At 36.8% G+C, this 20,476-nt stretch carries 20 protein-coding genes; 10 read left to right on the plus strand and 10 right to left on the minus strand.

All coding sequences use genetic code 11. From position 1 onward, the window contains the following. Positions 1 to 2: 2 nt before the first annotated feature. Genes CKK03_RS09530 through CKK03_RS09540 form a run of 3 tightly spaced genes read right to left on the minus strand, consistent with a single transcriptional unit; the run spans position 3 to position 3,250 of the window. Positions 3 to 1,079 (minus strand): LolA family protein, encoded by a 1,077-nt coding sequence (locus CKK03_RS09530; RefSeq protein WP_099362359.1) that lies wholly within the window; start codon positions 1,077 to 1,079, stop codon positions 3 to 5. Between the two features lies 1 nt (position 1,080). Continuing rightward, positions 1,081 to 2,544 (minus strand): HAMP domain-containing sensor histidine kinase, encoded by a 1,464-nt coding sequence (locus CKK03_RS09535; protein WP_099362360.1) that lies wholly within the window; start codon positions 2,542 to 2,544, stop codon positions 1,081 to 1,083. Next, positions 2,534 to 3,250 (minus strand): response regulator transcription factor, encoded by a 717-nt coding sequence (locus tag CKK03_RS09540; protein ID WP_099362361.1) that lies wholly within the window; start codon positions 3,248 to 3,250, stop codon positions 2,534 to 2,536. Before CKK03_RS09540 ends, CKK03_RS09535 begins: the two co-directional genes overlap by 11 nt. Positions 3,251 to 3,405: 155 nt before the next feature. On the opposite strand from CKK03_RS09540, the gene CKK03_RS09545 reads away from it, so the two are divergent. Further along, a complete protein-coding gene (locus CKK03_RS09545; protein ID WP_425432852.1) occupies positions 3,406 to 4,272 on the plus strand; it encodes an SDR family oxidoreductase in 867 nt (288 codons plus the stop codon). Positions 4,273 to 4,310: 38 nt separating this feature from the next. On the opposite strand, the gene CKK03_RS09550 is transcribed toward CKK03_RS09545, so the two are convergent. Beyond that, positions 4,311 to 5,696, minus strand: coding sequence for an alpha-amylase family glycosyl hydrolase (locus tag CKK03_RS09550; RefSeq protein ID WP_180271212.1), 1,386 nt, complete (start codon positions 5,694 to 5,696; stop codon positions 4,311 to 4,313). A gap of 212 nt (positions 5,697 to 5,908) precedes the next feature. Between CKK03_RS09550 and CKK03_RS09555 the strand changes: the two genes are divergently transcribed. Continuing rightward, entirely contained in the window at positions 5,909 to 7,279 is a 1,371-nt protein-coding gene (locus tag CKK03_RS09555; RefSeq protein WP_099362363.1) for an MATE family efflux transporter, read from the plus strand. Positions 7,280 to 7,417: 138 nt separating this feature from the next. Next, positions 7,418 to 7,981, plus strand: a complete 564-nt coding sequence (locus CKK03_RS09560; protein WP_180271213.1) for a DUF2777 domain-containing protein — start codon at positions 7,418 to 7,420, stop codon at positions 7,979 to 7,981. 38 nt (positions 7,982 to 8,019) lie between these two features. Here CKK03_RS09560 and CKK03_RS09565 read toward each other — a convergent pair whose 3' ends face one another. The 3 genes from CKK03_RS09565 to CKK03_RS09575 form a co-directional block, all read right to left on the minus strand. Beyond that, positions 8,020 to 9,453, minus strand: coding sequence for a putative bifunctional diguanylate cyclase/phosphodiesterase (locus CKK03_RS09565; protein ID WP_342744905.1), 1,434 nt, complete (start codon positions 9,451 to 9,453; stop codon positions 8,020 to 8,022). A gap of 129 nt (positions 9,454 to 9,582) precedes the next feature. After that, positions 9,583 to 9,942: a YisL family protein gene (locus tag CKK03_RS09570; protein WP_099362366.1), complete on the minus strand. Its 360-nt coding sequence runs from the start codon at positions 9,940 to 9,942 to the stop codon at positions 9,583 to 9,585. Positions 9,943 to 10,078: 136 nt separating this feature from the next. Beyond that, positions 10,079 to 10,984, minus strand: coding sequence for a fumarylacetoacetate hydrolase family protein (locus tag CKK03_RS09575; protein ID WP_099362367.1), 906 nt, complete (start codon positions 10,982 to 10,984; stop codon positions 10,079 to 10,081). Positions 10,985 to 11,214: 230 nt separating this feature from the next. On the opposite strand from CKK03_RS09575, the gene CKK03_RS09580 reads away from it, so the two are divergent. Continuing rightward, a complete protein-coding gene (locus tag CKK03_RS09580; RefSeq protein WP_099362368.1) occupies positions 11,215 to 11,382 on the plus strand; it encodes an aspartyl-phosphate phosphatase Spo0E family protein in 168 nt (55 codons plus the stop codon). Positions 11,383 to 11,396: 14 nt separating this feature from the next. On the opposite strand, the gene CKK03_RS09585 is transcribed toward CKK03_RS09580, so the two are convergent. Beyond that, positions 11,397 to 12,593, minus strand: a complete 1,197-nt coding sequence (locus CKK03_RS09585; RefSeq protein ID WP_099362369.1) for a DUF418 domain-containing protein — start codon at positions 12,591 to 12,593, stop codon at positions 11,397 to 11,399. Positions 12,594 to 12,819: 226 nt separating this feature from the next. Here CKK03_RS09585 and CKK03_RS09590 point away from each other — a divergent pair, with 226 nt between their 5' ends. The 6 genes from CKK03_RS09590 to CKK03_RS09615 all read left to right on the plus strand — a co-directional run bounded on the left by CKK03_RS09590 (position 12,820) and on the right by CKK03_RS09615 (position 14,822). Continuing rightward, on the plus strand, positions 12,820 to 13,041 hold the full coding sequence (locus CKK03_RS09590; RefSeq protein WP_099354279.1) for a spore germination protein: 222 nt from the start codon (positions 12,820 to 12,822) through the stop codon (positions 13,039 to 13,041). A 14-nt stretch (positions 13,042 to 13,055) separates the two neighbouring features. Continuing rightward, entirely contained in the window at positions 13,056 to 13,274 is a 219-nt protein-coding gene (locus CKK03_RS09595; protein WP_099362370.1) for a spore germination protein GerPB, read from the plus strand. 67 nt (positions 13,275 to 13,341) lie between these two features. After that, positions 13,342 to 13,968 (plus strand): spore germination protein GerPC, encoded by a 627-nt coding sequence (gene gerPC, locus CKK03_RS09600; RefSeq protein WP_180271214.1) that lies wholly within the window; start codon positions 13,342 to 13,344, stop codon positions 13,966 to 13,968. Next, positions 13,965 to 14,144 carry a spore germination protein GerPD gene (locus tag CKK03_RS09605; RefSeq protein WP_099354282.1) on the plus strand — a complete coding sequence of 60 codons (180 nt, stop codon included), beginning with the start codon at positions 13,965 to 13,967 and terminating at the stop codon, positions 14,142 to 14,144. Before gerPC ends, CKK03_RS09605 begins: the two co-directional genes overlap by 4 nt. 5 nt (positions 14,145 to 14,149) lie before the next feature. After that, entirely contained in the window at positions 14,150 to 14,533 is a 384-nt protein-coding gene (locus CKK03_RS09610; protein ID WP_180271215.1) for a spore germination protein GerPE, read from the plus strand. A gap of 70 nt (positions 14,534 to 14,603) precedes the next feature. Continuing rightward, positions 14,604 to 14,822, plus strand: a complete 219-nt coding sequence (locus CKK03_RS09615) for a spore germination protein (RefSeq protein ID WP_099362373.1) — start codon at positions 14,604 to 14,606, stop codon at positions 14,820 to 14,822. Positions 14,823 to 15,870: 1,048 nt separating this feature from the next. Here the strand turns inward: CKK03_RS09615 and CKK03_RS09620 are convergent. Beyond that, the gene (locus CKK03_RS09620) at positions 15,871 to 19,257 is read right to left on the minus strand and encodes an AAA family ATPase (protein ID WP_099362374.1); all 3,387 of its coding nucleotides are present in this window, start codon (positions 19,255 to 19,257) and stop codon (positions 15,871 to 15,873) included. After that, a complete protein-coding gene (locus tag CKK03_RS09625; protein ID WP_099362375.1) occupies positions 19,254 to 20,438 on the minus strand; it encodes an exonuclease SbcCD subunit D in 1,185 nt (394 codons plus the stop codon). Before CKK03_RS09625 ends, CKK03_RS09620 begins: the two co-directional genes overlap by 4 nt. Positions 20,439 to 20,476 lie beyond the last annotated feature (38 nt).

The raw sequence follows: 20,476 nt of genomic DNA on the forward strand, positions 1-20,476 counted from the left end.
ACCTACATTTCATTATTGAGTACCATTTTTTCCGTCATTTTGAGAATATCTTCCATAGCAAGATCAGGATTTTGAATGAGAATTGTATAACGCAGTCCGTTCTCATCCCAGCTTAAGGCATCAATAAAATCATCATATTCTGCATTCTGGCCCCGCACTTGCCATTTTCCAGGTTTAATTTCCGTTCCTGCTTCTTCTGGAGTTGGAAAGATTGAAACTAATACAGAAGGGACAGCTTCATATAAATAATAAACAGTAATTTCTGGACGATTAACTACACCTTGAAGGTTTACAACTTCAACATTCTCGACAGTCAAGTCTTCTCCCGAGAAAACAAGGAATGGTTGTGCTAATGCTATTTGTGCATCTTCAAGTGACCCATAAGATGGTTCAAGTTGTGACTCAATTGGGGTTATTGTCACATTTTCAGGTATATCTAAAGTGAATGTATCCTCTTTAAAATTCGGTGAAAAATCGAGCACTTTGTATTCAAACACAGATTTCGTATCTCCAACGACAGACATCGATTTCACTACAAACCAAGTCTTTTGATCAATCCAGAATTCAACTTCTCCAAATAAATTAGAATCAGTATTCGGCGTTGCCTTTATATGATATACATCTAAATCTACTAATTTTTCTTCACCAACAATTTCATATTCATGTGTTTTTTTAATAGCATCTAGCGTTGTCATGAGTTGTTCTTTCGGTGAGGAATCTAACAACGGCATACCTTCCTCTGTTAAATCGATACTTAATGCCGTTTCACTCCCCGTTTCATAGGAGATCACTTGTTTTCCGTCGTTTAACACATATGATTCAAGGTCATTCGTAAGACCTGTTGTAATGATTTTTCTTTTTCCATCTTCTGCAGCGTACTCTTTAAAACTAGCATCTTCTGTGACCTCACCATTTGTCTCAAGCTTAATGACACCTTCTCCATAATAAGAAAGCTTACCTTCCTTTGCTGATAAGACTTTTGTGACAATTTCTTCTGATGACACAGCCATATCCCCTTTACAACCTGATAAAATCCCCATTATTAGAATAGAAATTAGCAAGAATCGTTTTTTCTTCATATTAATCCCTTCCTTCCCTAATCCAGCAAGCCAGTAATGTCCCATCTTTTTCCGCTGACCAGATTCCAATTTTTCCGTTTTGTTGTTCTATTAACATTTTTGAAATACTAAGTCCTAACCCAGAACTTCCACCATTATTTCTAGCATCCTCTGCCTGATAAAAGGGTTGAAATACTTTGTCCAGTTGTTCTTTCGGGATTCCTTTTCCCTCGTTTTGAATTAAAATGACGGTGCCTGCTTTTCTCCATGTTTCAAGTTCTATCTGAAATTCTTTAAATACCCAATCTGGTAGTACTGTGTCACTTGAAACAGCAGCAAGCCAAATTTGTTTTCCTTTTTCAGTATGTCGAATGGCATTACTCATGATGTTATCTACAACCCTCACCATTTGTTTCGGGTCAACCTTATAGGATTTTTTTACAGATTGAAGTACATGTAGTGAAACGTCTTTTCGAATACATGGTTCATCATATCCTGATAACAGCATCTCAAAATATTCTTCCCCTTCTACTTCAACAAGCTCTGTCCGTTGTTTAGAGGATTGTAATGCAGTATACATTGTTAAGTCATCAAGCATACGTTTCATGTACTCAAGCTTCTTAAATAAGATTTCCTTATATTCTGCCCTTTCATTCTCGGTTAGCGTTCTATCATTCTGGAGGACTTCAGTATAAGCATGTATCACTGTTAAAGGTGTTTTTAAATCATGTGATAGTGACGCCACAATAAATTCTTTTTCCTTTTGTTGAACAGCTAATGCCTCTTGTGTTTGTTCAATCTGTGCTTTCATTTTCCAAAAATGTTTAATTAAATCCCCTATTTCATCATTTGATTCACGAATTTGAGTTGAAGAACTTTCCCCATTTGCAAAAGCTGTCATTTGAGCTTGCAACTGACTTAAAGGACGATTCAACTTTCGATTTAATAGAATTACTACAATCGTATAGAGTAGGATAAAAAAGATACTAAAAATTACACCCAAATAGAAATATCGGTTTGTTACCCCTTCTATCCATTCGTCTCTAGCAATGGATATTTCAAAAATTCCAACAACATTGCCATCTTTACTAACAGGTTTTTTCAACGAATAAGTACGAGCATTCTTTTGGAGATCATTTAAATTTCGATATACCTGTTCCATGTTTATCGTAGGAAATCCATATGAACCTGGTTCAGGCAAACTAGAAAATAAAACGACTCCATCAGCTCGATATAATGTGATTTTGATAGATTCATTTGTTAAAGCCTGAACAGGATCATACATTTCTTTTGATTGTGGTCTGTATAAATTAGGATCCAGGAGCTTTGGCTCAATTTCCTCCATTTTATTAGTCATCTCTACGTATTCCACAAAAGCTTGCTTATCATCGAGATTACTTATACTTACATATAGAAAATAAAGAGCGACAACCGGAAGGAGCATCACAATAAAAAAGCTGACCATCAACCATTGTTTAATTCTCATACAAGTTTTCTCCTATAAAACGATAGCCAACGCCCCAGACCGTTTGGATAAACTTTGCAGATCGTGTATTATCCGTTAATTTAGATCGTAAACTTTTAATATGAACAGTGACTGTATTATTTCCGTCGACATCCTCCTGCTGCCAAACATGCTCGTAAATCTCTGTCTTCGAAAAAGTTTGTAATGGATTTTTTGCTAAGAGAAACAATAACTCTCTCTCCTTAGAGCTTATCTGAACAACGTCATCGTTTAAATAAACAAGATTATTTGTAAAATCAATGGTCAATCCATTCATATAAGTAATGCGATTATCATTTACTGTCTTATTGTTGTATCTTCTGTATCTTCTTAAATGGGAGCTAATTCTCGCACTCAATTCCTCAAGACTAAATGGCTTTGTGACATAATCATCAGCCCCAATATTTAAGCCTTTTATTTTGCTTTCATCCTCATTTCGTGCACTTAAGATGAGTAAAGGAATTTCACTTTCCAATCGAATGGTTTTACATAATGTATACCCATCCATTTCAGGTAACATTAAATCAATTAAGGCAAGATCAAAATGATCCGCTTTAAAATCCTCCCACCCTTCTTTTCCAGTCGATGCCCATGTTACGGTATAGCCTTCTTTCCGTAAATGATCACAAACAATACGGGCGATTTCCTTATCATCTTCAACAAGCAGAATCTTTTCAGGTTTTTCCATGGATAACCCCTCTTTCTATCTATTTTCATTATATCGGATGTTTGTAGCGCTTTTTGATTTTTTATATTTACTTTATATTTATCCTAATGTATATTAATTGCCCTTTTATAAAAAAGTAAGTAAGGCACAGTTACTACATAAAAGAGGTGTTTATTTTGTCTAAAAGTCAAGGGAAGAATATTTTGCCTCCACAACATCAAAATCAACAACCTGGAACAGAAACGGAAATGGTACCAAGACCTGTCTCCGAGGACCATTCTTATCAAGGCAGCAATAAGTTAGCAAATAAAGTTGCCATTATTACAGGTGGGGATAGTGGAATAGGAAAGGCAGTTGCGATTCATTATGCAAAGGAAGGCGCAAATGTTGTCATCGTATATTTAAATGAACATGAGGATGCTAAGGAAACAAAGCGCCAAGTAGAGGAAGAAGGACAAAAATGCTTACTTTTATCTGGTGATATTGGGAATGAAGAGTTCTGTAAGGAAATAGTAAAGAAAACAATTGATACATTTGGAAAGCTAGATATTTTGGTCAATAATGCAGCTGAACAGCATCCCCAAAAAAGTATTTCTGCTATCACAGCTGAGCAGCTTGAAAAAACATTCCGAACCAATATCTTTTCTTATTTTCATTTAACGAAGGCCGCTCTTCCCCACTTAAAACAGGGTAGTTCAATCATTAATACAGCATCCGTTACAGCTTATAAAGGGAATGAACAACTTGTTGATTATTCTGCAACAAAAGGAGCCGTTGTCTCTTTTACAAGGTCACTTTCCATGCAATTGGTCGGTAAGGGAATCCGTGTCAACGGAGTAGCTCCAGGACCGATTTGGACGCCACTTATTCCATCTACCTTTACAAGTGATCAAGTTGCGAAATTTGGTTCGACAACACCGATGAAACGTCCTGGACAGCCCGAGGAAGTCGCTCCATGCTATATCTTCCTAGCTAGTGATGATGCTTCCTATATGTCAGGACAAATCCTTCACGTAAACGGGGGAGAAATAGTTAACGGATAAAAAAAGCATCATCCGCTGATTGGATGATGCTTTCCTTATTATTCTGGTTTTGGGCGTCCATTCCTTTTTTTATTTAAATAAATGAACCCAATCATTAACACTGGTACGATAAAAACAGCAAAGAATAAGGTATAATTAATTTTCGTCGTGTCCCGAACCACGAATACCTCTGAGATATCACGATTTACAACAACAGGAAATTCACCATCTGTTGGACGGATAAGGTCCTCTGTAATCAGTCCGGTTAATTCTTTGTCTTCACCAACTAGATCGGTTGTTAGGGTAAAGCTTTGAGTTTTCGTTGTATTATTAATCGCCACAAACGCTATTTGCCCCTCAAACTCTCTTTTAAAAACTAATAAACCTGCATCATTTTTAACCAATTCGACGGATCCCTTTGTTAAAGCAGGTACTCCTGAACGGATCTTTGATAACAATGTTATATATTCCACAAGCTCTTGGTCTGTTCGAAAATCCATTAATCCAAGATTGTCTGGTGGCTCACTCCCATTTAATGCTATTTCCGTCCCATAAAATACAATAGGAATTCCAGGTGTTGTATACAAATATGTTAATGCTGACTTTATGCGCGGTGCTGGGTGTTCATTCGCTTCTGTTGCCAAATATGTAAATCGAACCGTATCTGTGTAATCCATATAATTAATTAAGGAATTGGTATTTTCAAATTCTTGATTCCGATCCCATATGGATTCTACATTGTTAAAAGGTTGATCTGGAACACTAAAACTTGTGATTCCTTCATAAGGTGTCGGATTGAAAACTGAATCAAGTCCTGCTGCTTCATACTCACTTAGATTATCTAGACCAGCAGATTCACCTATTAAGATCAAATTTTCTTTTTGGGATTTAAGCTCTGTTGATAATGTTGATATATAATTTGGTGAAGTCCCTTCTGTGAGGTCTACTTTATATCCGTCAATATCTGTTTCTTGAACCCAGCTTAATGCTGTCTGTACTAATTCACCATCAAGAGGACCTTCGTTTGAATTGATTCCAAGGTCTAGAATAATCTTCATATCCTTCTCATGTGCTTCTTTTACAAGTTGTTTTAAGTCATCTTTCGTACCAAAATGCTTATTGATTTCTTGTCTGTCAGTTACATGATACGGATAAAATGTATTCGAATTACTTTCAAAAACAGGAGATAATAATAGTGAGGTAAACCCCATATCCTTTATGTAATCGAGTTGGCCAATAATCCCCTGAATGTCTCCTCCATGGTAGGCAATTGGATTTGAACGATCCACATCAAGATCATTCGTGCTGTCACCATTATTAAACCGATCAACCACTATGTAATAAATACTTTCTTCTATCTTAAAATCATCAGCAGCCACAACAGGCATGGCTAACATAAGTAACAATGGTAGTAGAAACGCTACTATGTATAACTTCTTCTTCATCATTTAACTCCTATCGTATTAGTAATCATCATACTTAAAAGTAACCTTTTCCCCCCTAAAAATCAAATATAACAACGGTTTGTTCAAATTTTGTACAAATTTAATATCTAAAAAATTCGGGATTATTCCCAAAAAAATTACGTACCTTTCCCCCCTTAAACTGTGATAAACTAATATAGTTTTACACCTATGAAACAAAGGGAGTGGACCGCTTGGCAACTTCAATCCATACGAAAAAATTAACACTGTTTGCATTGACATGGCCAATTTTTATTGAATTACTTCTACATATGTTAATGGGGAATGCAGATACATTAATGCTAAGTATGTATTCTGATAATTCAGTTGCGGCTGTTGGGGTTGCAAACCAAATCTTATCATTAATTATTGTCATGTTTGGCTTTATCGCAACCGGTACTGCCGTTTTAGTCGCCCAACATTTTGGTGCAGATAATGAAAAAAGCGCTGCCGAAGTTTCGGTTGTCTCAGTTATTGCGAACCTGATATTTGGTCTTATTTTAAGTCTAATCGTTTTTGTTTGGAGTAAGAAGCTTTTGCTATTAATGGATTTGCCTGTTGAATTACTAGACGAAGCAGATAGCTATCTGAGAATAGTAGGTTTATTCTCCTTCCTCCAAGCACTAATTATGACGATTGGGGCTGTCATACGAAGCTATGGTTTTACACGGGACACCATGTACGTAACGATTGGGATGAATATCCTTAATGTGATTGGTAACTATATTTTTATCTTTGGTCCTTTTGGATTTCCAGTACTCGGGGTTGAAGGGGTTGCTATTTCTACTTCTGTCAGTAGATTAGTCGGCTTACTGGTTATCACCTATCTCTTAATCAAACGAGTTGATCATGGTCTTCCATTTAAAAAGGTGTTCACTTTACCAAAACAGCATATCCATAACCTTCTTAAAATAGGGATACCTTCTGCCGGTGAACAACTCTCTTATAATTCATCCCAGATGATTATCACCTATTTCATTACAATTATGGGGACACAAGCGCTGACGACGAAGGTATATGCACAGAACTTAATGATGTTCATTTTTTTATTTAGTATTGCGATTAGTCAGGGAACACAGATTTTAGTTGGACAAATGATCGGAGCCCGGCAGATAAACGATGCATATCAAAGGGCAATAAAAAGTCTAAAGCTCGCCATTTTAATCTCAGCTGCAATGGCTATTATATTTTCAATTTTTAAAGATCCACTGCTCTCTATCTTTACAAATAACCAAGAGATTATAAAAACCGGTGGAGTCCTCATTCTTTTAACCATTATTCTTGAACCCGGCCGAGCCTTTAACCTTGTCCTTATTAATGCACTAAGGGCGGCTGGAGATGTTAAATTACCGGTTTATATGGGAATTCTTTCGATGTGGGGGATTTGTGTACCAATTGCCTATGTGCTTGGAGTTCATTTTGAATTAGGATTAATAGGTGTTTGGATTTCCTTTATTGTGGATGAATGGCTCCGTGGTATCGTAATGCTGTGGAGATGGCGTTCTCGGGCGTGGGAAAAGAAATCATTTGTTACACCTGTCGAGAATGCAAACATAACAGCCTGAATGAATCAGGCTGTTTTTTTATGAAGGAAATTATCTAAACTATGGGTAAAATCCTTGGTTATAAATTTCCTTCTTTTTGTCTAAAAAGAGGATAACACAACTTATTATAGATAACACATGATGGATGGAGGATTTGCATTGGATTTACAACAACGTCTCGGCAGCATAAATGAACAAAAACGCTCTTTTATTATGGGAACGACCGAATGTATAAATGACCAGTGGATCTTCTTTGATGCAGAAACAGATGAAGCATCTATGCTTGAAGAAATGATTGGGAAGGAAGTAGAAGTTTTCACTCTGAACAAATGGGAAAAAGGCATTTTTGTGGAGGATGGCCTTATCCAAATGAATAATTTTTTTTACAAGCTTGATAATGGGGACTGCCTTCGTTTTCGCAAAAAATTATCCCTAGCTTATAAGGAACTTTTGGAGAATTTCTCAGAAGATCAGTTTTTACGCTTTACGTCTACCTTAAATAAACTTTCCTTTTCATTATATGATTGCATCCATTGTCATAATCAATTGATGTACCAACAAGACAATGGTGAAAATGAGGGTGTTAATTTTATCATGTTTGATAATACAGAAATGCTTCTATCAGTCCACCATCACTTTTCACGAGGAAAATTAAAGAAGGATCGTTTTGAATTTACGTTAGCAAATGGAAAAAGAGCGGTACTTTCAACATTATGCAAATAATAATAGGACTGTTCATCCGTGAACAGCCCTTTTTATTTTTACAATGCCTTAAGTTTAGCTAATCCATTCTCAAATTCTTCACTTTTCATTGGTTTGTCGATATAAAATCCTTGTGCATAATGGCAATCAAGTTCTTTTAGTAATTCGATTTGTTCATCGGTTTCAACACCTTCAGCCACTACCTTCACAGATAAACCATGTCCCATCGTAATAATCGCCTTAACGATCGCGATGTCAGATGTATTGACCTTCAGATTATTAATAAAGGTCCGATCAATTTTCAAAGTATTGATTGGTAAATCCTTCAAATAACTTAAAGATGAATAACCCGTTCCAAAATCATCAATAGACACCTTTACACCGAGCTTTTGCAGTTCTTTCATCACATATACACTGTGAGTGATATTTCGAAGCATCACACCTTCTGTGAGTTCAAGTGTTAAAAATTCCGGAGAAAGACCTGTTTCTAATAATGCCTCCTTCACCTCATCGATAAAGCTAATTTGTTGAAACTGATTAGCAGATACATTAACGGCAATGGTTAAATAATCATACCCCATATCATGCCATTTTTTATTCTCCCGACAGGCTTTTGTTAAAACCCATTTGCCGATATCATGAATCAAACCTGTTTCTTCAGCTAACGGAATGAATTCCCCTGGTGAAACTAGTCCAAGCTTTGGATGTTCCCATCTTAAGAGAGCTTCACTGCCATAGACCCTTCCTGAGGCCAAATCAATAAGGGGCTGGTAGCATAAATGAAATTCATTTTTCTCAAGGGCTCTGCGCAAATAACCTTCAAGCTCAAGCTTATACATGACTTGGTGATTCATTTCTGCCCGATAGAATTTCATTTTGTTTCCCCCTTGCTGTTTTGCAAGGTTCATCGCGGTATCAGCATGCTTAAAGAGCACTTCAGTTGTTATACCATCATTAGGATAAAAACTAGCCCCAATACTACCCGTTAAAAAGAACTCACGTGCTTCATACATAATTGGTTTGGCGATATCATGCAAAAGATTTTGTCCAAGGTCAACAATCTTTTCAACCTCAACATCATTGGTTATTAGAATTGTAAATTTATCACCGCTAAATCTTGCAAGGTAACTCTTATTGGGGAGTAACGCTTTAATCCGATTTGCAAGTTCCTTTAATATAATATCCCCTGCATAATGTCCCACTGTATCATTAATGATTTTAAAACGGTCTAAATCTATAAATAACACAGCAAATTTATTATGTTTCTTTTTCTGCTTAAACCTTTTCACATATTTTTGTACTTGATTTGTAAAATGCTGACGATTCGGCAAGCCAGTGTCTGTATCATAAAAGGCTAAACGCGTAATCTTTTCCTCAGCTTTTTTTTCATAAAAAGCCTCAATAGTTTTAAATTTTTCGGTAGTAAGTTGGTGTTGCTCTATTAATTCAATGATATCTATCAATTGTTTATATACAAAGCTATTCGTTCTCAATATGAGATTCACCACTCTTTTTCCCTCAAGAAGTATGTATATCTATTCATAAAGATAGCATAGATTTTGTCGAAAAACATAGAAAAAAAAGAAAAAGCTACCCCGAATGGTAGCTTTTTCACAAAATTTTTAGAAACTCCACATACCGAGTGGAAGTTTTGCTCCTAACACAATGGTTAAGATTAATACAATTATAAACAATACCCAGAAGAGTCCAGTTGATTTTCCCTTGCCGGAACGTGCTAAAATCATTTCCATAAATCCAATCGTTAATACGCCAAGGATTGCTTTCCCTATGTATTCGCCGTCAATCTCAAATACACTAAATAAAAGCAGTAAACCAGTTGCTAAAATGAATAGATAAAATAAACGTAATGTCATTTTAACAATCTTTTGTGACTTTTCTTTTCCTGCCTTATTTAAAACTGTTGCTGCAATCACAAATAGAATAATAGCAACTACCCAAGAGGTAACATGTGCATGTGTCATGTACTACTCCTCCTTTTCTTTTTTATTCCAGAGATTATCATAGCACGTTTATCAGGAATTTCAAAAGGTTACATCTATCCTTTTTCACTATCCACATAGTAAATATGTCTTTTTTGTGAAATCGTATTCCTTTCAATTATTCCTCAATTTTATTTCGCAATGTTCCAATGCCGTCAATTGTAATTTCAATGACGTCTCCACCTTTTAGGAAGCGTGGCGGATTAAAGCCTTTACCCACTCCGGATGGTGTACCTGTAGCAATAATATCTCCAGCTTCCAGCGTCATTCCTTGTGAAATGACCGAAATAATCGTTTCAATCGGGAAAATCAATTGACTTGTATTACCTGACTGACGAACCTCCCCATTCACCTCCGTTTTTATGGACAGATTACTTGGATTTGGGATCAACGACTTATGTACTAGCACTGGACCCATTGGACATGTCGTATCTAGGCTCTTTCCAAGAAAAAATTGTTTATGTCTTGATTGAATATCACGGGCTGTTATATCGTTTAATATTGTATATCCAAAAACATAGTCAGAAGCTTCACTTTCTCTAATCCCTCGACCCGTTTTGCCAATAACAATAGCTAACTCTCCCTCGTAATCTAGCTGTTCAGTGATATGTTTATGATTTAGTACAGTTTCTTCTGGACCAACTACTGTTGTTGGTGTTTTTGTGAACATTACAACATGCTCAGGGATATCCTTTGCACTTCCCATTTCAATGACGTGTTCTGCATAATTTTTGCCGACACAGAAAATATTTTTGCGCGGTCTTGGAATCGGAGCCTTTAATGTCATTTCTTCGATGGGATAAACACAATCTGTATCAGGATTTTCGCGGACCCACAATTCAATTTCCCGAACTCTCTCAAGACACTCTTCCCCTTGAACGATCGCTTCAATCATTGTTTCTGGAATAGTTGTTGTGCCATTCATTTTCATCTCTGCAACTTTTACATCTATTACTTGATTAAGCGCCTCGTTTACAATTCCAATAAATTGTTTTCCATTCTTTTCAGCTGTTACAAACCTCATTTTCATCACCTCTTATTTAGTCTTTTACTTTATTCTATTTTCGATGTTGAAATTCCTCTTTCTATACTTTTTGTAGAATTTTGTATGTTTTTGTAACATTTTAAGAGGTTTTAGCGAACTTGTTTTAATCCCTGTAAAGGCAGGTATAATAATGGTACAAAGCTTGTATGTACTACTTTAGTCTAAGCGTTCATGATTATAATGTACTAAAAAAAAATGGAGAAATGAAAATGTTCATGTTGAAGATTGCAATTGAATTAAAACGCCGAAAAATGACAGTTTTAGCAAATCGGCACGGCTTTACTGCTTGGGAGACAGTAAAGTGTAGTCAAGAGTTAGATCAATTATTGAATATTTATCAAAAGACAAAACAAAAAAAACTAAAGATGGTAAATTGAAAAGACTATTCGCATTAGCGAATAGCCTTTTTTCTTATATCAACCTTATTAGCATATGTTAATGTTCTCCAAACCCATTCAAATGGACCGAATCGGAATTTTTTCAACCAGAAATAACTTAGGATGACTTGAACAATGTAAATACCAATAGTTAGAAGGAAACCTGTAAATGGCTGTAGCTTGCCATATAATCCAAAACCATAGCCATAAAACAATAAGGTACAGACTATTGATTGGAACAGATAATTACTCAGCGAAAGCCTTCCAACAAGAGCTAGTGGAGATAGCAGCATTTTCCAAACGGGTAATCTCATTAACAGGACTATCGACGTTGCATATAATAAGGCTGTGCTCGGACCACCGATTGTATCCTGTAAATAATCAGTTGCCGGATTTTTAGCCGCGTAATAGGGTAGCAATTTCATTGGAACCCCAATTACCAGTGAGATCAACCAAAGAATCTTAACCTTCTTAACATCCTGATCACGGCCTTCAAACCATTTTTTCTTAGCGATAAAGGACCCTAGGAGGAACATTGGTAGCAATGTAATAATCATTACAAAAATGCTTGCAACGTTATTCACGAAATACCAATCTTGAAATCTTTGAATTGTAATCTCCCAAAATCCACCGGTTGCATAAATTTCTGCTGATTTTAAAGCAAGCTGTTCATTATACATAACGGCATTTAATCCTGGTTCAAACAAGACCGCTACAAACATAAGTCCGCCGAGAACGACATTTGGTACAAAGATTAGGACTAATGCCCAAATAAGTAAGGTAATCGGCTTTGCTTTATGGAATAATAGTAAAATTGCGCCAATTACAGCATACGTGATTAAAATATCACCGTGCCAAACAAAGAATGCATGTAAACATCCAAATAGTAATAGCACAATTAATCTTCTTGAAATCAACGGATAAAATGAATAACCTTTAGCAACTGCTCTTTCCTTAAACAAAATAAAACCAAAGCCAAAAAGAAATGAAAATAAAGTATAAAAACTGGCTTGTGCAAAAATATCAATGATACTATTTGTCCACTGATTGAGTTCCCCTGTCCACCATGTTGCTGGATTTAAATAGAGAATGGGTGCAAAAAACGATGGCATATTAACAAAGAATATCCCTAATATTGCTAACCCTCTTATCACATCAATTGAGTGAATCCGCTCTGCTCCTAATACGGGACTTAATCGATCGTTACTCATTCGTACAACTCCTTACCACTTTTACATATATTCGATTATAAGAGAACTAAATTGGAAACACTAGAAAAATTTTCTAATATTGGTTTTAGCCTTCAGAGGATGGACCTTATGTTAAAAAATCACATCTTCTGGGCAGTTCTCATAGAATAAAAAAACTGTTTATATACGACCAATGATATCACTATTCGTAATTCTTCAAATTCGTTTTGTAAAAGGGTGTTTTTGTATGCCAGCAATCGTAGGAGCCGTAAAAGTAAATAGTGTTGGAAATAGCAGTGTTTTCAATATTGGTGATGTCTTTCAAATCTCCCCAACCAGCACTGCTAAGACTTTTGCAGGGGCTGGCTCATTTAATACCGGGGATGGTCTTCGAGTCTATAATAATCAAAGTGTTACGAACACTTACGATACAGATAAAATTGACAATGTCATTGTTGGGAATGCTTAAGGAGGGATGAGGACATGAACTTTTATATTAACCAAAGTATTTGTATTCATTCTTTACGTGTGAACAGCGTTAGTAATTCATCGGTATTACAAATTGGAAGCGCTGGTCTGATAAAGCCATCATCTCACCTTTATAACACAGGAGAATTTACGGAACCAGCTCCAGAAATCGAAGCTAAAACCTCACCTGGTTCAAAACCAAACGTTCCACTTGTTGCACCAACTCCTTCATAGGCATTCACCCATGTTAATGTTCATGCATACTATAGACCATCATTGTTTATAGAAAGGGTGAATGCCGTTGTACACTTATCCTTATGACATCAACTCTTATATTCGAAGCCTTCATTACTATATCGAACAACAGAATCAACGAATCTCACAATTAGAAGAGACACTGCAGCTCATCCAGGGAGAACTTAAAGAAATCAAGAATAAGCCAACAACTCATATAGAAAAAATTGAATACAAATTTGATCAACTTAAGGTTGAAACGTTGGAAGGTACATTAAATATCGGACTAAACCCTATGAACGGAGAACAAATTGAAGACTTTGCAGTTTCACAAAGTAAGATGAATAAACCTGACGTCCGACATACCCATAAAGACTTAGTTGGTGAAATTGAGAATGAAATTGATGAATACTTAAGTAATGATTGCTCGGTTTATATCCAAAGTAAGTTAAACCAACAAAGGACTTCAATCCCTGACGAGCATGTCCAGTTTGTTGTGGAGGATATTCGTAAGCAAATCAATGAACGGATTATTTTTTATTTAGAACAAAAGCAAGATGAACTCCAAGATCCTACACGAATACATGAGGTATATTCAGCCATTGTTGACAGAATAAAAATGGATATTCAAAATTCAATCACAGCTTATCTGAATAATCTTCCAGATAATTTGAAAGAAGGTCAAGATACATGAACTTTACGGTTGTAAATAAAGAAATCCATGTTGGGAATATTGAAATCGTTGGAGTATCCACTTCATCTGTTTTTATTATCGGGGACGCTAAAACAATATCAATGGCATCTGCCTTTGATACTCCACCGGAATCACTGATTATTGGACCATACGTTCCATTAGCACCACAAGGTTGATGTCCATGTATAGAATATCCGTTGTTGACCTTATTTATGTCAATTCTGTATCTTTTAGTAGTATTTTAGAAATTGGAGACTCAAAAAAAATCACCCCTGTTTCTCAGGCACTTGCGGTACAAAGAGAGGTTCCACTTTTTTTCACAAATGAAGGGGATTTTTCACAATATCCTATTTTTTCAAGGGAACTTCCGAAAGTAAAAGTGACCGAAACCGTTAATATGGAGGTATTTAATCAAAACCCAGTTATCAAGGTAGATTCCATAAAGGTCAATGGGGTTTCGTCGGCTGCCGTTATGCAAATTGGTTCAACGGAAACCATTCACACTGAATCAAAGGTAAAGCATATTCGAAAGCTCCTTGATGACAAATCAAAAACGAACAGGTAACGAAATACCTAGTTTTTCATAAAGTAATAGTATGAATAATTAAATTGTACACTTAAAAGGATGACGCGATATGCCCTCAATAGTAGGACCAATCAAAATAAATAGTGTCGGTGGTGGAGTCGTGAATTTCGGGGACTCCTTCTATGTTTCACCAAAGAGCACAGGCAAGACATATTCAGGCTCTGGCTCGTTTAATACAGGTGACTTTATCTGCACAAATAACGGTTTGAATGCTACAAATACAAATGATGAAGATTTTGCAGACCAACTCATTAAAAAGAATGCGTAGAAAAATACTAACAGTAAGTAATTTTAACACGATGCGATGGCTAGATTCTTAAGCTTATGCTTTATTCGGTATACTGCCATATTGTTTTTCGATAAATGCTATATCGATTTGGCTCTAATCGGTATAACTCCTCATCGTTTTTCGATAAATGCTATATCGATTAAGCTCTTTTCGGTATAACTCCTCATCGTTTTTCGATAAGTGGTATATCGATTTGGCTCTATTCGGTATAACTCCTCATCGTTTTTCGATAAATGCTATATCGATTAAGCTCTTTTCGGTATAACTCCTCATCGTTTTTCGATAAGTGCTATATCGATTAGGCTCTATTCGGTATACCTCCTCATCGTGTTACGATAAATGCTATATGGATTAAGCTCTTTTCGGTATAACTTCATCTCGTTTTTCGATAAATGCTATATCGATTAGGCTTTATTCGGTATACTGCCATATTGTTTTACGATAAATGCTATATCGATTAAGCTTTATTCGGTATACTGCCATATTGTTTTTCGATAAATGCTATATCGATTAGGCTCTATTCGGGATAACTCCTCATCGTTTTTCGATAAGTGGTATATCGATTAGGCTTTATTCGGGATAACTCCTCATCGTTTTACGATAAATGCTATATCGATTAAGCTCTATCCGGTATAACTACACATCGTTTTTCGATAAGTGGTATATCGATTAGGCTCTATTCGGGATAACTCCATCTCGTTTTTCGATAAATGCTATATCGATTAGGCTCTATTCGGTATACTGCCATATTGTTTTACGATTAATGCTATATCGATTAGGCTCTTTTCGGTATAACTCTACATCGTTTTTCGATAAATGGTATATCGATTAAGCTCGTTTCGGTATACCTCCACTTCGTTTTACGATAAATGCTATATCGATTAAGCTCGTTTCGGTATACCTCCACATCGTTTTTCGATAAATTGTATACCGCAACGGCCAAATGAATATATTTTGCCTACGACTGTGCCGGCTACTACTTGCATTATTCAGAAGAAAAAGGCCATTTCTGGCCTTTTTCATATTTCTATAAAGTTTCTAATTTAATAAGCGTTCCTCTGCCCGAAGGCTCTGCTGGTTCAACAATTAGACGTTTTGGCAATCTTGCCCTTAATTCCTGGACATGGCTAATGACGCCTACTGCTAACTGTTTTGAGTGAAGTTTTTCGAGTGCAGATACAACCGTATCCAATAGATCGGCGTCCAGTGTTCCGAAACCTTCGTCTAGGAAGAAGAATTGTAATGGATATTCTCCCCTTAGCTGGATTTGAGCAGATAGTGATAATGCCAACGCCAATGATGTTAAGAACGTTTCTCCACCGGAAAGGGTTGTCACAGGTCGTCTAACACCACCATTTGCATCATCCCTCATAATAAATCCACCCTGCGAATCAACTTCAACAGCATAACGCTGCCTTGTTAAAATACCAAGTCGTTCTGTAGCATCATGACTTACTTGAACGAGTTGTTCTTCGGCAATATATTCTACGAAGCTATTTCCTTTGAATACGGATTGTAGCTTATTGTATTGTTCTACTAATTTATCTAACTCAATTCGTCTATCTTCAAGCTCGTTGAAACGCTCATGTTTATCTAAAAGCACTTGGAGAGCCTTTAACGCAGCTCCTTTCGCTTCTACTGCTTGATTTAGCATCTCTCTCATTTCGGTACGAATTATTTGGATTTCTTCCCATTTTTCTTTTGTTAGTTCTTCACCATTAAGTAAATCATTTACTTTTTGCAAATCAGTTTGGATTTGCTTGAAACGATCCCAAAACGTCTCGATTTGTTTTTGTAGCTCTTCCTGCACATGTTTGGAGAGAAGTGATTCCTTCACATCGGAAATTGTATTAAAACTTGTAGTCTCAAGCACATCTGTCCATTTTGCTGTTGCTTTTTCACTTCGAAGCTTACCGTCTTGTACGGCCTGTAAGGCGGCATGGGTTTCGTTTTCGAGTTTTTGACATTGTGATTGGACCATTTGCCATGCTTCATACGCGATACTCTCAGTTTCTTCAAGCTTTTTTACCATTTGCTCGGTTTCAGCCATTAGCTGCTTGATGTTGTTGTCCCCAACTTCTTTTGATAGCTTTTCATGTGCCTCTGTTAATGCCTCGAGTTTACCCTTTAAGGTTGAATTGATTTCAACAATTTGGCGATCAATGGTATTACAGTCATCCTGATATTTCTTCTTTTCCTGTTCTTTTCGTTCTAATACATTATTTGCATTTTCGATTTCAACAGAAAGACTTTGTGCCAACTTATCATTATTCGAGATTTCTCCAAGCTTTGCTTCAACTGTTTCAAAATCAAGTTGCGGGAAAGTTCGCTTCCAATTCATGAACTGTTCCTTCATTTTTTCTTGTAAACTCGCAACACGCACTTCCAGTTCATTATAGGATTTCGTGCTCATTGATATGGTCTGTTCAAGCTGACTTACTTTTTGCATGACCGCTCGAATCTCTTGGATCACTTTTCTTCCTGTTTCTTGAATCTTTAAGTAATCCTGATGTAATGATTTTTGTTCGACAAGTAGAAATTGTAGTTTTTCGGTGACATCCTCCATTTCCAGATCGTTTACGACCATACTAGCTTTTGGAGGGATAGTCATTTCACCCGGATATTCTTGTACAAGCCCCCCAGAAATTTGTTCAAGTTTAATTTTTAATGTAGAAAACTCCTGTTTCACATTACGTGCTGTCGCGATCTCATTTGTCAATTTTTCAATTTGTGTTTCTAAGGCATCTCCATGATCCTCATGAATAACTGGATTTGGGTGATGGGTAGATCCACAGACTGGACATGGTTGCCCAGATTGAAGCTGACTAGCCAGTCTGATAGCAAGATTATTTCTACGGCTCTCCTCTAATTCTTGTTTGAGCCTAGATAATTTAACCTCAGCAAATCCTATCACTTTATCGCATTCTCTATCCCGTTCACATACCGTTTCATATGTTGATGCATTTTTTATAAAGATGGTTTCCATTTTGTGTTTAGCTTGGGCAAGGGTCTCATTTTGAGAATGTAGCTTTTCTTGCGTTTGCTCAAGCTGAACGCGACTCTTTTCCAATTCCGTCTGTTGATCCTTAAGGTTTTCAGTGGAAAACATAATGGATTGTTTTAGTTGATTCGCTTTTTGAAGCTCATCACGAACATCCGCTGAAACAGTTAACTGAGACAGTTTTTCTCTCCGTTCTTTTTGCATTTCTGAGTCTGAGTTAATGGAAACTGTGATCACTTCAATCTGATTTTGTTTTTCACGTACAAGTGATTGTAAGTTATTCACCTTTTGTTGTAGTTCATTTACTTCCTTTTCAAGACCGATTGCTCTTTCCTGAACAATGATTGCATCTGAAAGTTTCTGTTTCTTGGTTAGATAATACGGTAGCTTTTCAGTCTTTTCCTGACGTGCCTGATGATATTCATTAGCATTGATTTCATTTTCCTCTTTTTTTGCCGTTAACTGGGTTTGTAGGGATTGATAACGAACAGTTGCTTTTTCGAAAGCATCCTTCGCCGTTTCGTATTCCTCAAGATATGGCAGGATAAGAGCAGCTGTTTCTGAGTTCTTCCGTTTTTCTTCTAGCTGAAGAATTTGCGGTTTTTCTTGTTCAATTTCAACTAATTTTTGCGATAGAGCACTCTTTTCCAGCTGCCATTGCCATATATTTTTACTTTTTTCAAAATCAGCATCTATCTTATTAACTTCGTTTTGACGTTTATTAAGAAGGACCTCTGTTTCTTTTAGCTCTTGTTCTGCAGCTTTAATTGCTTCTGTTGAAGCATCCCCTAGACCAGCCTGCTCAGCTGTTACTTCGTTCAATTCGTTTTTTGCTGTCGTGAGCTTATTCTTTAACTTTTTATTAAGCTTGTCCCCATATTGTTCAAGATTGAATAGACGCTGAAGCATTTGTCTACGGTCCGCACCCTTTAGTGATAAAAATTCAGAGAATTTTCCTTGTGGTAACACGACTGCTCTTGTAAAGTCATCAATCGTCAAGCCTAATAAATCCTGTACGCACTGATTGACCTCACCAATTTTATCAGCTAGGACAACAGATTCCTCACCTACTTCAATGATCCGACTCACTGAAGATTTGACCTTTAAGTCGTCCTGACGTTTAAAGCTACGTTCAATCATATATCGCTTTGTTCCTTTGGCATTTTCAAGTTCAAATATAAAAGAAACATGAAGCTGATTTTCTGCATGATTCAGAATCCCATGGGTATTATTCGATGCGCGCTCCACCTTTCCGTACAAGGCGAGTGTCATAGCATCAAGGATTGAGGACTTTCCACTTCCAGTCGGACCAAATATCCCAAAAACTCCACCTTCACAAAGGGAGCCAAAATCAACAGTTTGTTTCTCTCGGAAGCTATGAAGTCCCGCTACTGTGAGTGTAATTGGTTTCATGCTTCGTCACCTTCCTCATCTTCGTCTTCGGTTATGAGTTCTAAAAACAATCGGGTAAGTTCAGGCTCTGGTTTAGCCCCACCAGTTTGTTTTTCATAAAAACGTGCAAAAAGTTCATCGATTGGGGTATTCGTACTTACTGTCCGTTCCAGTTTATCTTTTTCAAGTTCTTCAAATACTGGCCGAATATGGATCAGGCCACTATGATACTTACGCAATCTATGAATCTCTTCGATTGATAACGCATTTGTTACATGAATTTCAAGGTCAATCCATGCATTTGCATCCTTGCCTTCATCAAGCCAACTGTATACTTGAGCAAGCCCTTCTTTTGCCTTCCATCTTACAAGTGGCCTTCCACTTGATAAAAATACCTCAGACATTTCAACCGGCTGGCCTGGTTTTGCGTCTAAAATTGTGACTGACTTCGCATAACCAGCTTCTGAGAAACTATAGGCTAATGGTGAACCTGAATATCTTGCCATGGTTTTCGCTCTTGATACCATTTGCGGGCGATGCAAATGCCCTAATGCAACATATTGTGCTGATTCCGGAAGGCTTGTGGCTGCAACAGTGTACGCTCCGCCAACTTCAATTGGTCGCTCAGAATCAGTACTACTGCCACCTGTCACATAGATATGACTCATTGCGATATTAATCGTTTCAGGTGTGAAAGCTTTACTCATTTGTTCAAAGATCCCTTGAATCCGTTGGTCATATTTATCGCGAAGCATTAATTCTTCATGAGATTCAGATAGTACTTCAGCCAATCGTGACTCAGACGGGTATGGTAATGCTGCTAGTTTAAGAGTTTCATTTGTAGAGGGTACATAGATGGTTTGGACATCCATCGTTGGCAAGCCCAGTAATTGAATTCCCTGACCGTGTGCAAGTGGTGATGCTGCTGACAAGCGATCAGGATTATCATGGTTTCCTGCAATAATTGATATGGGTCTCTTACCCCCATTTGATAAACGAGAAATACTTTCATAGAATAAGCTTTCAGCTGCAGCTGGTGGATTCACTGTATCGAAGGCATCTCCAGCCATTAGCACAACATCGATTTTTTCTTCCTCGACAATTTTTACAAGTTCATCCAAGAATTGTGCTTGTTCTTCTAATCTACTTCTTCCCTCAAGTGATCGACCTAAATGCCAATCGGCGGTGTGAAGAATTCTCATTTGAAAGTCCCCTTTCTAAACCGTAATCCAGTACTATT

The organism is Fredinandcohnia onubensis (genome assembly GCF_002734215.1).
In the GTDB taxonomy this organism is placed as follows: domain Bacteria; phylum Bacillota; class Bacilli; order Bacillales; family Bacillaceae_L; genus Ferdinandcohnia; species Ferdinandcohnia onubensis.